The organism is Bradyrhizobium yuanmingense (assembly GCF_025200905.1).
Classification (GTDB): domain Bacteria; phylum Pseudomonadota; class Alphaproteobacteria; order Rhizobiales; family Xanthobacteraceae; genus Bradyrhizobium; species Bradyrhizobium yuanmingense.
On the sequence record NZ_CP104173.1, the window covers coordinates 7,227,994 to 7,241,556 of the forward strand.

Sequence of the window (13,563 nt, forward strand, 5' to 3'; positions counted from 1 at the left end):
AACGGAGAAAGACCATCGACCTAAAATTCCGTCAGGAGGAACGAACCAACATGAACAATCGCAGAGCCTTCCTAGCTGCCACGGCGGCGTTCGCCGTCGCAGTCTCGACCAGCCAGGCCCTCGCCCAGAAGAAATACGACACCGGCGCAAGCGACACCGAGATCAAGATTGGCCAGACCGTGCCGTTCTCCGGCGCCTATTCGGTCTACGCCAATATCGGCAAGACCCAGGCCGCATATTTCAGGATGATCAACGATCAGGGCGGCATCAACGGCCGCAAGATCAACCTGATCCAGTATGACGACGCCTATTCGCCGCCGAAGACCGTCGAGCAGGTGCGCAAGCTGGTCGAGGGCGACGAGGTCCTGTTCACCTTTCAGCTGATCGGCACAGCCGCGAACGCCGCCGTGCAGAAGTACCTCAACGGCAAGAAGGTACCTCAGCTGCTGGCCTCGACCGGCGCCGCGCGCTTCAACGATCCGCAGAACTATCCTTGGACCATCGCTTACAATCCCAACTATGTGTCCGAGGGGCGGATCTACGCAAAATACATTCTCGCCAATCACCCCAACGCCAAGATCGGCGTGCTCTACCAGAACGACGACATGGGCCGCGACTATCTTGCCGGCCTCAAGAGCGGCCTCGGCGACAAGGCCAACATGATCGTCGGCGAGGTGTCGTATGAGGTGACCGACCCCACCGTCGACTCGCAGGTGGTGAAGCTGAAGTCGATGGGCGTCGACCTGTTCTATAACGCCTCGACGCCGAAATTCGCGGCGCAGGCGATTAAGAAGCTTGCCGATCTCGGCTGGACGCCGGTGCACATCCTCGACATCAATGCGAGCCCGATTTCGGCGACGCTGAAGCCGGCAGGCCTCGACATCTCCAAGGGCATCATCTCGACCAATTACGGCAAGGAGCCGAGCGACCCGCAGTGGAAGGACGATCCCGGCGTGAAGGCTTTCTTCGCTTTCATGGACAAGTATTTCCCGGAAGGTGACAAGCTCAACACCATCAACACCTACGCCTATTCGGTCGCCGAGCTCTTGGTGCAGGTCTTGAAGCAATGCGGCGACGATCTGACGCGTGCGAACATCATGAAGCAGGCCACCAATATCAAGGGCTACACGCCGAGCCTGGCGCTGCCCGGCATCAAGATCAACACCGGGCCGAACGACTACCGCGTCAACAAGCAGATGCAGATGATGAAGTTCAACGGCGAGCGCTGGGAGCTGTTCGGACCGATCATCGAGGACACCGGCCCGTCGGGCTAGAACGCATCTGCCTCTGCGACGTCATGCCCGGGCTTGTCCCGGGCATCCACGTTCTTGGGGCGTCAAGGAAGCCGTGGATGGCCGGGTCAAGCCCGGCCATGACGATCGAGAGAGCCTCCTACTTGGCGTTCAGGTCGGTATCTCTCCAAAGTTCTTCCCGACCGGCAGCACGGCGTGCCGGATCAGCCGCGAATCCTCCACCGCGGCCTGGCGGTGCTTCACCGCCTCACGATAGACGGGGTCGCGGATCATCTCGACGAAGGCGGCGACGGTTGGATATTCGGCGATGAAGCAATGGTCCCAGCGTTCCTCCTGCGGGCCGATCAGCATCAGCTCGAATTTGCCCTGCCAGACGATGCGGCCGCCGAGCCGTTCGAACACCGGGCCGCTTTCGCGGCCATAGGCCGCATAGGCTTCCGCGCCGCTCGCCTTGCGGCCGTCGGGATAGGCCGCCTCTTTGCGCAGGCGCACCAGGTTGAGCATGTGGATCGGGCCCGGCCGATCGTTCTCCCGGAATTGCGCGAAGATCTCCTTGGTCGGATCGATATGGCCCATGGCGCTCCCTCATCTTATTGATACGAGCGATCCTAGCCTTGCGGCCCCGGAAGCGGAACTGCGGCCGGCGAATGCCGCATCTCCTAATCGTGCGTTAACGCCGGGGTAACCCGGCCTTAAACAGCGACCGCTAGCGTCTCGGCGGGGCGGGCTGACCGGGCGTTTTGCGTATGGCGTGGGGAAAGAAAAAGGGTGCGCGGAAGGAGCCGCTGTTCGGCTTGCCCGCGGCGCTCGCCGATCTGCGGCTCACCCCGGCAGACCGCGTTCCCGGCGGCGACGACAAGCCGAAAAAATCCGCGAAACCATCCGCCAAGCGCAAGAGCGAGGATGCCGGCACCGAGCCGCCGCGCGAGCGCAAGGCGCCAGCCGGCCGCAGCGGCGCCAAGCGTCGAGCGAAGTCGCGTGGCGGGTTCGGTCTCGGCCGCCTGGTCTATTGGGGCGCGGTGCTGAGCCTGTGGGGCGTCATCGCGGTGATCGGCGTCGTGATCTATGTCGGCGCGCATCTGCCGCCGATCCAGTCGCTGGAGATCCCGAAGCGCCCGCCAACGATCCAGATCGTCGGCATCGACGGCAGCATTCTGGCCCAGCGCGGCGAGATGGCCGGCGCCAATGTCGCGCTGAAGGATCTGCCGCCGTATTTGCCCAAGGCGTTCATCGCGATCGAGGATCGCCGCTTCTATTCGCATTTCGGCATCGACCCGGTCGGCATCCTGCGCGCGCTCGTCACCAATTTGCTTCATCGCGGCGTCTCGCAGGGCGGCTCGACCTTGACGCAGCAGCTCGCGAAGAACCTGTTCCTGACCCAGGAGCGCACCATCCAGCGCAAGCTCCAGGAGGTGGAGCTCGCGATCTGGCTGGAGCGCAAGCATTCCAAGGACGAGATCCTGGAGCTTTATCTCAACCGCGTCTATTTCGGCTCCGGCGCCTACGGCGTCGAGGCGGCAGCGCAGAAATATTTCGGCAAGTCGGCGAAGGCCGTGACCGTCGCGGAAGCCGCGATGCTGGCCGGCCTCGTCAAGTCGCCATCCCGCCTTGCCCCGAACCGCAATCCGGAAGGTGCCGAAGCGCGGGCCCAGATCGTGCTCGCGGCGATGGCGGATGCGAAGTTCATCACCGACGCGCAGGCGAAGGCCTCGATCGGCCATCCCTCCTACAACGTGAAGCCGGCCGGCGCCGGCACGGTGAACTATGTCGCCGACTGGATCGGCGAGGTGCTGGACGATCTGGTCGGGCAGATCGACGAGAGCATCAAGGTCGAGACCACGATCGATCCGAAACTGCAGAGCGTGGCGGAAGCCGCCATCATCGACGAGCTCGCGGCCAAGAGCGTGAAGTTCAACGTCAGCCAGGGCGCGCTGGTCGCCATGACGCCCGACGGCGCAGTGCGCGCCATGGTGGGCGGGCGGAACTATTCCGACAGCCAGTACAACCGCGCGGTCACCGCAAAACGTCAGCCGGGCTCCTCGTTCAAGCCGTTCGTGTACCTGACCGCGCTCGAGCAGGGGCTGACGCCCGACACCATGCGCCAGGACGCGCCGATCGAGGTCAAGGGCTGGCGTCCTGAGAACTACACCCATGAATATTTCGGCGCGGTGACGCTGACCCAGGCGCTGGCGATGTCGCTCAACACCGTCGCGATCCGTCTTGGCCTCGAGGTCGGGCCGAAGAACGTGGTGCGCACCGCACACCGCCTCGGCATCTCCTCCAAGCTCGAGCCCAACGCCTCGATCGCGCTCGGCACCTCCGAAGTCTCCATGGTCGAGCTGGTCGGCGCCTATGCGCCGTTCGCCAATGGCGGCCTCGCCGTGGCGCCGCATGTCGTCACAAGGATCAGGACAGTCAGCGGCAAGCTGCTCTACATGCGCCAGGCGGAGGAGCGCAACCAGGTCATCGACCCCCGCCATGTCGGCATGATGAACGCGATGATGCGGGAGACGCTTGTTTCGGGCACTGCCAAGAAGGCGGAGATCCCGGGCTGGCCGGCGGCGGGCAAAACCGGCACCAGCCAGGATTATCGCGACGCCTGGTTCATCGGCTACACCGCGAGTCTCGTCACCGGCGTCTGGCTCGGCAACGACGACAACTCGCCGACCAAGAAGGCGACCGGCGGCGGCCTGCCGGTCGAAGTCTGGTCGCGCTTCATGAAGGCCGCGCACGAGGGCGTGCCGGTGGCGGCGTTGCCGAGCTCACCCGGCGGCTGGGGCCTGTCGAACCTCGCGCAGGCGGCCTCGCAGGTGTCGCCGCCGACGCCCGCGGCACCGCCACAACCGAACGCCGGCGGCTATCGCCCGCCGCCTCCGACGCGCGCCAATGTGCGCCCCGAGGCGGCAGCCGGGCTCGATGGCTGGCTGATGGACCGGCTGTTCGGCGGGAATCGGTAGTTGTGGGTTGGGACCCTTCGGGCCTCAAAGCACAAACTGCGAAAACAACCCCATGCACAGTAGAAGACGAGGTCCGGCGCGATGCGCGCTGGATGCTGCGAAGCGGTTGATGCGCCGGGATTAATCAGGCAAGCGGCGCAATCGTCGCGAAGTGTGGCGATAATGGAGCGGTGATGCCTGCCCACTCTCTCCTGTCATTCCCCGCGAAGGCGGGGAATCCAGGACTCCGAGGCATCGAGATTCATAACGGCTGCTGCGGCGTACTGGATCGCCCGCCTTCGCGGGCGATGACAGCGCTGGGAGCGCGGCCTGATCTGCGAGGAACTAATCCTCGACGCCATACCGGTGCAGATCATTCCCGTACGTGTCGAGCCACTTCTTGGCGCGCTCCATCGACGGGCAGACCTTGCCGCAGACGCGCCAGAAGCGCGGCGAGTGGTTCATCTCGACGAGATGGGCGACTTCGTGCGCGGCGAGGTAGTCGAGCACGAAGGGCGGGGCGAGGATCAGCCGCCAGGAGAACGACAGCGAGCCGGCCGAGGTGCAGGAGCCCCAGCGGCTGGACTGATCGCGGATCGAGAGGCGCTTGACCCTGACCCCGAGCTCGGCCGCGTAGACCTCCGCCGAGCGCTGCAGGTCGCGGCGCGCCTCGCGCTTGAGGAAATCGCTGACGCGCCGATCGACATGCTCGAGGCCGCCGGCGACGCAGAGAATGCGCTCACCGCTGTCACGCACCTCGGTCCACACCGTGCCGCGGGTGCCGGCGCGATGAACGATGCGATGCGGCGTCCCGCGCAGCGGTATCACCGTGCCCGGCTGGAACGGTGCGGCCTTCGGCAAGCGGCCGAGGCGCGCTGCGATCCACGCACCGTGACGCTGTGCGAAGTCCTTGGCCTCCGCAAGCGTGCCGCGCGGCGGCATGGTGAGGATGGCTTCGCGGTCGCTCGGATGGATTCGGAGCGTGTAACGGCGCGCGCGGCGGTGCCGGCGCAGCCGAATCGCAAAAAATTGCGATCCGTGGGTGATGACGAGGGTCTTCGGTTCGTGGGGCCTACGATAAAGGAGTGCGCGGGTGGCCATGTCTGTCAGTCCGGGGGGCAGGAGGGCGCCCGGATTCTGCCATAACCGCCGCCATGGGAAGCGCTCGGCGCAAAAACAAATCATTTGCCCAATATACAGCGGTCAGGCGTCCGGGAGACCCTACAGACTGGGGTTGGAACCGGCTTTTTTCGCCCCCGCTGGACGCATGCAACACCCCCAAGGGGTGAGGGCTGACTCACTCCTATAAAGCTACCTAAATACCGCGAATCTGGCGTGGAGTTGCGCCCGCCGGAGGCCGCGACAGGGGCCTAAATTTCGACGGGAAAGCCGAAATTCGAGGTTATTCAGCCGCAAGCGCCTGCAACGAAGCAGGATTCGCAGCCGAAACCATGAAGTCGTGAATCCGTGGCACGATCTCCGATTTGAAACGCGATCCATTGAACACGCCGTAATGTCCGACGCCCTTCTGGACGTAATGAACGCGGCGATGATCGGGAATCGCGCTGCACAATGTGTGCGTCGCCTCGGTCTGACCGAGACCGGAGATGTCGTCGTTCTCGCCTTCGACCGTCATCAACGCGACGCGCTTGACCTTGGAAGGATCGACGCGGGTTCCGCGATGGGTCATCTCGCCCTTCGGCAACGAGTGCTTCACGAACACGGTGTCGACGGTCTGCAGGTAATACTCGGCCGACAGATCCATCACCGCGAGATATTCGTCGTAGAAGTCGCGATGCTTGTCGGCGAGATCGCCGTCGCCCTTCACCAGATGGGCAAACAGCTGCTTGTGGGCATCCATGTGCCGGTCGAGATTCATGCTGATGAAGCCGTTGAGCTGCAAGAATCCTGGATAGACGTCGCGCATCATGCCCGGATGCGGGAACGGCACTTTGGTGATGACGTGGTTGCGGAACCAGTCGATGCCGCGCTCCTGGGCGAGATTGTTCACCGCTGTCGGATTGCGGCGGGTGTCGATCGGGCCGCCCATCAGCGTCATTGAGGTCGGCACGAACGGATCGCGCCGCGCTTCCATGATCGAGACCGCCGCGACGACGGGCACGGAGGGCTGGCACACCGCCATCACGTGGGTGTTGCCGCCAAGCACATGCAGCATCTCGATGACATAGTCGATGTAATCGTCGAGATCGAAGCGGCCTTCGCTCAAGGGCACCATGCGGGCATCGGCCCAGTCGGTGATGTAGACCTCATGCGCCGGCAGGAAGGCTTCGACCGTGCCGCGCAGCAGCGTCGCATAATGGCCGGACATCGGCGCCACGATCAGCACACGCGGCTGCGGACTGCGCAGCGGACGGGCGAACTTGCGGTCGAAGTAGAGCAGCTTGCAGAATGGCTTTTCCCAGACCGAGCGGATCTCGACGGGGACGCGGATGCCGTTGACCTCGGTGTCGTTGAGACCCCATTCCGGCTTGCCGTAGCGGCGCGTGGTGCGCTCGAACAATTCGCAGGCCGCGGCGACCGACTTGCCGACCTCGGTGCGCGACCAGGGATTGAGGGGGTTCTGAAACAGCAGCTTGGTCGCGTCGGTGACCGCACGCGCCGGATTGAGAGAGGCGTGCGCCATCTCGTACATCCAGTACATCGGCGTCGTCAGGGCCGGACTGCCTTCTGCCGCCAGGGGCGGTGCGCCGCCGAACTCACCAATAGGCATCGTCATATTCCTCTTCGCATCGCAGCATACTGCCGAATGCGTAATATTGCGTCAATGCATGGTTCCGTACATCTACGTGCCGAAAACCGCCAAATCAGCGTGAATCCACGGGAAAGTGACTTTATTCACCGCCCGACAGCAGCGAGCCGTGCCGCTTTGCGCTGCGCAAAAGGGCAAGGAATGCCCCAAAAGATGCAACCAAAAGGACGGCGTTGATGAGCAACGCCTCCATCATCAGATCGCTCCTAAAGGTCTGCTCGATCAGCAGCGCGCGCATGCCCTCGAAGGCATAGGTCGGCGGCAACGCCCAGGCGACGTATTGCAGCCAGACCGGCAACACGCTGACGGGGTAGTAGACGCAGGCAAGCGGCAGGATTGCGAACATCAAGGTCCAGACGATGCTCTCGGCGCCGAGGCCGTTACGCACCACGAGGCCCGAGACGAAGATGCCGACCGACCAGCTCGTGAAGATCAGATTGCAGAAGAACGCGATCAGGGGCAGGCCGAGGGCATAGATGTTGAAGTGAAACAGGAACAGCGCGAGCAGGGTCATCGGAATGATGCCGATCGCAAGCCGGATCAGGCTCATGACCATGAGCGCCAACAGAAACTCGATCGGCCTCAAGGGGCTCATCATGAGATTGCCGAGGTTGCGCGCCCACATCTCCTCCAGGAACGAGATGGAGAAGCCGAGCTGGCCGCGGAACAGGATGTCCCAGAGGATGACGGCGCCGATCAGCGTGCCGCCGGCGCGCGCGAAGAAATTGGCGTTCTCGGCGATGTAATACTGGAGAAAGCCCCAGGTGATGACCTGCAGCGCCGGCCAATAGAGCAGCTCGAGCAGCCGCGGCCAGGACGACAGCAGCAGATACCAATAGCGCAGGATCATCGCGCCGATGCGGTGGAGCGAGATGCCGCGGTGGAGGGAGAGCTCGGTCATGGCCGTACCCCGTGGCCGGGATGGAAAGTGTCATCCCGGGGCGCGACGTAGTCGCGAACCCGGGATCCATAATCACAGGATTGAATTTGGCGAAGACTCGGATTTACCAGTCTCGCCTCACAGCTGCCGCCTGTGGTTATGGATTCCGGGCTCGCGCTCCGCGCGCCCCGGAATGACGTCGCTCCATTGAAGTTACGATTACAGCTCTCCCTCACCTCACCGCCTCCTTCGCCCCGTTTGCCCGGCCGCGGGCGACGTCGAGAAACACCTCCTCCAGCGTGGTGCGGTTGTAGCGGGCCATGATCGCCTCGGGCGTGTCGTCGTCCTCGATGCGGCCGCGCTTCATGATGATGACGCGGTCGCAGAGCCGCTCGACCTCGAGCATGTTGTGCGAGGCGAGGAGAATGGTGGCGTTGTTGTCCCGGCGATACCGCTCCAGATGCGCCCGCACCCAATCGGCGGTATCGGGGTCGAGCGAGGCGGTCGGCTCGTCCAGCAAGAGCAGCTCCGGCTGGTTGATCAGCGCCTTTGCCAGCGCAACGCGGGTCTTCTGCCCGGCGGAGAGCTTGCCGTTGGCGCGGTCGATGAAATCGCCGAGGTCGAGATCGGCGGCGAGCCTGGCAATGCGCTCAGTGAGGTTCTTCACCGCATAGAGCTTGCCGAACACGGTGAGGTTCTGCCGCACCGTGAGCCGCATCGGCATGTCGACATAGGGGCTTTCGAAATTCATCCGCCCCAGCACGGACGCACTCTCGTCCGGCATCTCGTGACCGAGCACCTGCACGCGGCCGGAGGTCGGCAGCACCAAGCCCATGATCATCGCGATAGTCGTGGTCTTGCCGGCGCCGTTGCCGCCGAGCAGCCCGGTGATGCTGCCGCGCGGCAGCGAGAAGGAGATGTCGTCGACGGCGCGGGTCTGCTTGTAGACCTTGACGAGGTGATCGACGGCAATTGCCGCGGACGAATCTCGATCCGCGACAGTCGGCCGACTTGAAGCCTTGCCATTCTCGGTCATGCTGGCCGTTCTTCTGCTATTGCATCGGCGAGCGCAAGGCTCGATGTAAGGGCTCCTCACCGGGCGGTTCCGTCAGCCCGGCGTCCGTGACCTTGGAAGGCGCCGCCACATTGGCCGATATGACCAAAATTGCCGATTCCGACTTCCATCACGCGCAGCGGCATATCCGGCTGGACACGATCCTGCGGCTGCGCTGGCTGGCGGTGCTGGGGCAACTCGCCGCGATCTTCATCGTGGCCCAGGGGCTGGAGTTCAACGTCGAGATCATTCCCTGCGTCAGCATCATCGCGCTCTCGGCGGCGCTCAACCTCGCACTCCAGACCGCAGCCAATCCGATGCAGCGGCTGGAGCCGATGCAGGCGGCCGGCCTGCTCGCGCTGAACATCGTCGAGCTGGCCGGTCTGTTGTTCTTCACCGGCGGACTGCAGAACCCGTTCTCGTTCCTGTTCCTCGCACCCGTGCTGATCTCGGCCACGGCGCTGCCGGCCCGTTTCACCTTCGGCCTCGGCCTGCTCGCGGTGGCCTGCGCGTCGGTCCTGTTCTTCTTCCATTTTCCGCTGCCGTGGGATTCCGAGGATCCCCTGGTGCTGCCGCCGGTCTATCTCGTCGGGGTCTGGCTTTCGATTGCGCTCGCGATCGGCGTCACCAGCCTCTACTCGTTCCAGGTGACCGAGGAGGCGCGCAAACTTGCGGACGCGCTGGCCGCAACCGAACTGGTGCTGACGCGCGAGCAGCACCTGACCCAGCTCGACGGTCTTGCCGCCGCGGCCGCACACGAGCTCGGCACGCCGCTCGCGACGATCTTCCTGATCTCGCGCGAGCTGGAAAAGACGGTGAAGGAGCCAAGCATCGCCGCCGACCTGAAGACCTTGCGCGAGCAGACCCAGCGCTGCCGCGACATCCTCAGCAAGATCACCCAGCTTTCCCCCACCGGCGCGCCGTTCGACCACATGAAGCTGTCGGAGCTGATCGAGGAGGTGGTGGCGCCGCATCGCGATTTCGGCGTCGAGATCAAGGTGCGGATCGCGGTGGCCGCGGCGGCGGAGCCGGTCGGCTCGCGCAATCCCGCGATCCTCTACGGCATCGGCAACATCGTCGAGAACGCGGTCGATTTCGCCCGCACCACCGTCGAGGTGAACGCCTGGTGGAACCAGGACCATATCGAGCTCGTGATCTCCGACGACGGACCGGGCATTCCACCCGATATCCTCAACCGGATCGGCGAGCCCTATCTGTCGCGGCGACGCCCCCAGGATGATGGTGGCGGCGAACGGCGCGGCCTCGGCCTCGGCGTCTTCATCGCGCGCACCTTGCTGGAGCGCACCGGCGCGAAGGTCTCGTTTACCAACCGAATCTTTCCGGACCATGGTGCGGTGGTTCAGATCACATGGCCGAGACAGCGTTTTGAGGCTATCGAGACGCTCGAAGAAACAATAGGATAGCCGCGACCTTGCGTCGCACAACGGGGCGGGTCGACCATTTGCCGCCTTGGCACCGCGCGATTGCGACGCCATATGTCGATGCGCTGGAGAGAGGAAACAACCTTGAACGCCATTGCCGACCTGAACGAACAGACCGACCGCTCGCTGCTCATCGTTGAAGACGACAAGCCGTTTCTGGAGCGTTTGTCACGGGCCATGGAGAGCCGCGGCTTTTCGGTGACATCATGCGACACGGTCTCGGACGGGCTTGCGCAGATCGGCAAATCGGCGCCGGCGTTCGCGGTGGTGGATCTGCGGCTCGGCGACGGCAACGGCCTCGACGTGGTCTCGGCGCTCAAGAAGAAGCGGCCGGATGCGCGCGCGATCGTGCTGACCGGCTACGGCAACATCGCCACTGCGGTGACCGCAGTGAAGATGGGCGCGATCGATTATCTCTCCAAGCCCGCGGATGCCGACGACGTCGTCGCCGCACTGCTGTCGACCAACACGGACAAATCCGAGCTGCCGGCCAACCCGATGTCGGCCGACCGCGTCCGCTGGGAGCACATCCAACGCATCTACGAGATGTGCAATCGCAACGTCTCGGAAACGGCGCGCCGGCTCAACATGCACCGGCGTACCTTGCAGCGGATCCTGGCTAAGCGCGCGCCGAGGTAAAGGTCTCGTAGGGTGGGCAAAGGCGCGAAGCGCCGTGCCCACGTTCTCTATTTCGATCCTGATTAATTTTAATTGGTGGGCACGCTTCGCTTTGCCCACCCTACGACACTGCGTAGCCCGGATGGAGCGCAGCGTAATCCGGGATTGGCGCGACGGGCTGCAATTGTCCCGGATTGCGCTGCGCTCCATCCGGGCTACGAAGTCAGCCTACTCCCAGAAATCCGCATGGCCCTGCGGATCGACCAGGCGGTTGATCCGCAAGGCCGCCGTCATCGCGAAACGTACCGTCATCTGCTTGCGTGTGGCGGCGGCGAGCTTGTGCTCGGGTGCCTCGCAATGCAGGTGTGCGCCGTAGGCGTCGGCGACGATCAGGCCGGTGTCATCGGGGAAGATCTCGCACGGCAGATCCTGCGTGAAGGCGAAGAACAGCCGGTCGCAATGGGCGCGGTATTCGTGCCATTTCTGATCGGCGCGCAAATCCTCGACCGACGACTTGATCTCGACGATCCAGATCTCGCCGCGCTCGTTCAGCGCGACGAGATCGGCGCGCCGGCCCGACGGCAGCGGCAATTCGCTGATGCAGGAGAAGCCGAGCGAGCGCAACAGACGCGCGGTGCCGCGCGCGATCGCCAGCGCCGTCTCCGACTGGCGACGATCCGGCGGCGGCACGAGTGTGATGCGGGCGGTGTTGTCCATGGCGGGAGAATAGCCGATTCCATCCCGCCCGTCATTCCGGGACGCGCGCAGCGCGAGCCCGGAATCCATAACCACAGGGAGACGTGTGGGGCAAAGCGGGCAACTCCGAGTCGTCGCAAAACTTCTTCCTGTGGTTATGGGTCCTCAGATGCGCAATTGCGCATCATAGCTCGCGACTTCGTCCCGCCCCGGAACGACAGTTAGGCGGGCGACGCCACCACCACGCCCTCGTTGCCGCGCAGGTCCAGCACGCCTTCGATCTCCTCACCTTCGCGATCCAGGAACGTCGACAGCAAGATGCTGCTGCCGAAACGGATCGCGCTGCTGGTCACCGCGACCGGATCGGGGCCGAGATTGAGCGCGACGATCACGGCCTTGCCGCCGGCCGCGCGGCGATAGATCAGCAGATCGCCTTGCGCGGCGATCGGATGATAATCGCCCGTGACCAGCGGAGGGCAGCTCTTCCGCAAGCCGATCAGGCGCTTGTAGAGGTTGAGGATCGAACGCGGGTCGGCTTCGAGATTGGCGACATTCTCGCGGATGTGGTCCTCCGGCAGCGGCAGCCAGGGCCTTGCTTGCGAAAAACCTGCGAAGTTCGAGGAATCCCATTGCATCGGCGTGCGGCAGCCGTCGCGGCCGACACCGATGCCGGGGACGTTCTTCTCGAAAGGATCGCGCACGTCCTCCGGCGCGATCGCGAGCTGGTGCATGCCGATCTCGTCGCCGTAGTACAGCGTCGGCGTGCCGCGCAGCGTCAGCAGCAGCATCGCCGCGACGCGGGCCTGCTCGGGCCCGACGCGGCTCGCGACGCGCGGACGATCGTGATTGCCGAGCACCCAGTTCGGCCAGGCGCCGCGCGGCAATGCCTTTTCGTAATCCTCGATGATCTTTTCGATCGAGCGGGCGCTCCAGAAGGTCGAGAGCAGCGCGAAGTTGAACGGCATCTGCGCGCCGGTGAGATCGTTGCCGTAATAGGCCACGAGCCGGTGCAGCGGCAGATAGATTTCGCCGATCAAGACGCGCGCGCCATAGGAATCGGTGACGCGCCGCATCTCGGCGATAACGTCATGCACCTCCGGCTGGTCGGTAGAATATTGCGTGAGGATTTTTTCGTTCGGCGGACGGCCCTCGACGTAGTGCGGGTTGGCCGGATTGTCGCGGAATTCGGCGTCCTTGATCAGGTGCCAGATCACGTCGACGCGAAAGCCGTCGACGCCCTTGTCGAGCCAGAACCGCATCACGTCGTAGATCGCTTTGCGGACGTCCGGATTGCGCCAGTTGAGATCCGGCTGCTGGGCGAGGAAGGCGTGGTAGTAATATTGTCCCGTGGTCTCGTCGAAAGCCCACGCGCTGCCGCCGAACTCGGACAACCAATTGTTCGGAACGCCGCCGCCTGGCGCCGGATCGCGCCAGATGTACCAGTCGCGCTTGGGATTGTCGCGCGAGGACCGGCTCAGGGCGAACCAGGGATGCTGGTCGGAGGTGTGGTTCGGCACGAGGTCGAGGATCAGCTTCAGGCCGTTGTCGTGGGCGGCCGCGAGCAACGCGTCGAAATCGGCCATCGTGCCGAACAGCGGCTCGATACCGACATAGTCCGAGATGTCGTAGCCGAAATCGGCCATCGGCGAGGGAAAGATCGGCGACAGCCAGATCGCATCGACGCCGAGCGATTTGACGTAAGGCAGCCTCTTGAGGATGCCGGCGAGATCGCCGACGCCGTCACCGTCCGAGTCCTGAAACGAGCGCGGATAGATCTGATAGAAGATGCCGTCGCGCCACCAATTCTCGTTGTCGTGAGCCATGCCGAAGACCACCCAAATCTGACGCCTTGCGCGGGAGAACGCGACAGCAACGCCCCGGTTCAAATTGGCGGGCCAATTGGGACGGCCGTGT

11 protein-coding genes are annotated in these 13,563 nt (G+C 64.0%); 4 read left to right on the plus strand and 7 right to left on the minus strand.

Going from position 1 to position 13,563, the window contains the following annotated elements:
• Positions 1–50 precede the first annotated feature (50 nt).
• Complete coding sequence (locus N2605_RS33510) at positions 51–1,274, plus strand: ABC transporter substrate-binding protein (protein WP_225148431.1); 1,224 nt, start codon at positions 51–53, stop codon at positions 1,272–1,274.
• A 129-nt stretch (positions 1,275–1,403) separates the two neighbouring features.
• Here N2605_RS33510 and N2605_RS33515 read toward each other — a convergent pair whose 3' ends face one another.
• A complete protein-coding gene (locus N2605_RS33515) occupies positions 1,404–1,829 on the minus strand; it encodes a DUF1330 domain-containing protein (RefSeq protein ID WP_036002330.1) in 426 nt (141 codons plus the stop codon).
• Between the two features lie 170 nt (positions 1,830–1,999).
• Between N2605_RS33515 and N2605_RS33520 the strand changes: the two genes are divergently transcribed.
• On the plus strand, positions 2,000–4,210 hold the full coding sequence (locus N2605_RS33520; RefSeq protein WP_225148433.1) for a transglycosylase domain-containing protein: 2,211 nt from the start codon (positions 2,000–2,002) through the stop codon (positions 4,208–4,210).
• A gap of 324 nt (positions 4,211–4,534) precedes the next feature.
• Here the strand turns inward: N2605_RS33520 and N2605_RS33525 are convergent, their stop codons facing one another.
• The 4 genes from N2605_RS33525 to N2605_RS33540 form a co-directional block, all read right to left on the minus strand.
• Positions 4,535–5,374: a M48 family metallopeptidase gene (locus tag N2605_RS33525; protein WP_036023974.1), complete on the minus strand. Its 840-nt coding sequence runs from the start codon at positions 5,372–5,374 to the stop codon at positions 4,535–4,537.
• 217 nt (positions 5,375–5,591) lie between these two features.
• Positions 5,592–6,920 carry a polyhydroxyalkanoate depolymerase gene (locus N2605_RS33530; protein WP_036023987.1) on the minus strand — a complete coding sequence of 443 codons (1,329 nt, stop codon included), beginning with the start codon at positions 6,918–6,920 and terminating at the stop codon, positions 5,592–5,594.
• A 121-nt stretch (positions 6,921–7,041) separates the two neighbouring features.
• A complete protein-coding gene (locus N2605_RS33535) occupies positions 7,042–7,860 on the minus strand; it encodes an ABC transporter permease (RefSeq protein ID WP_036002338.1) in 819 nt (272 codons plus the stop codon).
• A 211-nt stretch (positions 7,861–8,071) separates the two neighbouring features.
• Positions 8,072–8,875 carry an ABC transporter ATP-binding protein gene (locus N2605_RS33540; protein WP_036023980.1) on the minus strand — a complete coding sequence of 268 codons (804 nt, stop codon included), beginning with the start codon at positions 8,873–8,875 and terminating at the stop codon, positions 8,072–8,074.
• Between the two features lie 119 nt (positions 8,876–8,994).
• Between N2605_RS33540 and N2605_RS33545 the strand changes: the two genes are divergently transcribed.
• Together N2605_RS33545 and N2605_RS33550 are read left to right on the plus strand one after the other, a co-directional pair.
• Complete coding sequence (locus tag N2605_RS33545; RefSeq protein WP_109142077.1) at positions 8,995–10,317, plus strand: ActS/PrrB/RegB family redox-sensitive histidine kinase; 1,323 nt, start codon at positions 8,995–8,997, stop codon at positions 10,315–10,317.
• 102 nt (positions 10,318–10,419) lie between these two features.
• On the plus strand, positions 10,420–10,974 hold the full coding sequence (locus N2605_RS33550; RefSeq protein ID WP_036002403.1) for an ActR/PrrA/RegA family redox response regulator transcription factor: 555 nt from the start codon (positions 10,420–10,422) through the stop codon (positions 10,972–10,974).
• Between the two features lie 207 nt (positions 10,975–11,181).
• Here N2605_RS33550 and N2605_RS33555 read toward each other — a convergent pair whose 3' ends face one another.
• Complete coding sequence (locus N2605_RS33555; RefSeq protein WP_109145569.1) at positions 11,182–11,670, minus strand: MmcB family DNA repair protein; 489 nt, start codon at positions 11,668–11,670, stop codon at positions 11,182–11,184.
• A 200-nt stretch (positions 11,671–11,870) separates the two neighbouring features.
• Positions 11,871–13,472: an alpha-amylase family glycosyl hydrolase gene (locus N2605_RS33560; protein ID WP_260345081.1), complete on the minus strand. Its 1,602-nt coding sequence runs from the start codon at positions 13,470–13,472 to the stop codon at positions 11,871–11,873.
• Between the last annotated feature and the right edge of the window lie 91 nt (positions 13,473–13,563).

Excerpts from the sequence above, each read along its gene's own strand:
- N2605_RS33510 (WP_225148431.1), top strand. The coding sequence starts at position 51 with ATGAACAATCGCAGAGCCTTCCTAGCTGCCACGGCGGCGTTCGCCGTC.
- N2605_RS33515 (WP_036002330.1), bottom strand. The coding sequence starts at position 1,829 with ATGGGCCATATCGATCCGACCAAGGAGATCTTCGCGCAATTCCGGGAG.
- N2605_RS33520 (WP_225148433.1), top strand. The coding sequence starts at position 2,000 with ATGGCGTGGGGAAAGAAAAAGGGTGCGCGGAAGGAGCCGCTGTTCGGC.
- N2605_RS33525 (WP_036023974.1), bottom strand. The coding sequence starts at position 5,374 with ATGATTTGTTTTTGCGCCGAGCGCTTCCCATGGCGGCGGTTATGGCAG.
- N2605_RS33530 (WP_036023987.1), bottom strand. The coding sequence starts at position 6,920 with ATGCCTATTGGTGAGTTCGGCGGCGCACCGCCCCTGGCGGCAGAAGGC.
- N2605_RS33535 (WP_036002338.1), bottom strand. The coding sequence starts at position 7,860 with ATGACCGAGCTCTCCCTCCACCGCGGCATCTCGCTCCACCGCATCGGC.
- N2605_RS33540 (WP_036023980.1), bottom strand. The coding sequence starts at position 8,875 with ATGACCGAGAATGGCAAGGCTTCAAGTCGGCCGACTGTCGCGGATCGA.
- N2605_RS33545 (WP_109142077.1), top strand. The coding sequence starts at position 8,995 with ATGACCAAAATTGCCGATTCCGACTTCCATCACGCGCAGCGGCATATC.
- N2605_RS33555 (WP_109145569.1), bottom strand. The coding sequence starts at position 11,670 with ATGGACAACACCGCCCGCATCACACTCGTGCCGCCGCCGGATCGTCGC.
- N2605_RS33560 (WP_260345081.1), bottom strand. The coding sequence starts at position 13,472 with ATGGCTCACGACAACGAGAATTGGTGGCGCGACGGCATCTTCTATCAG.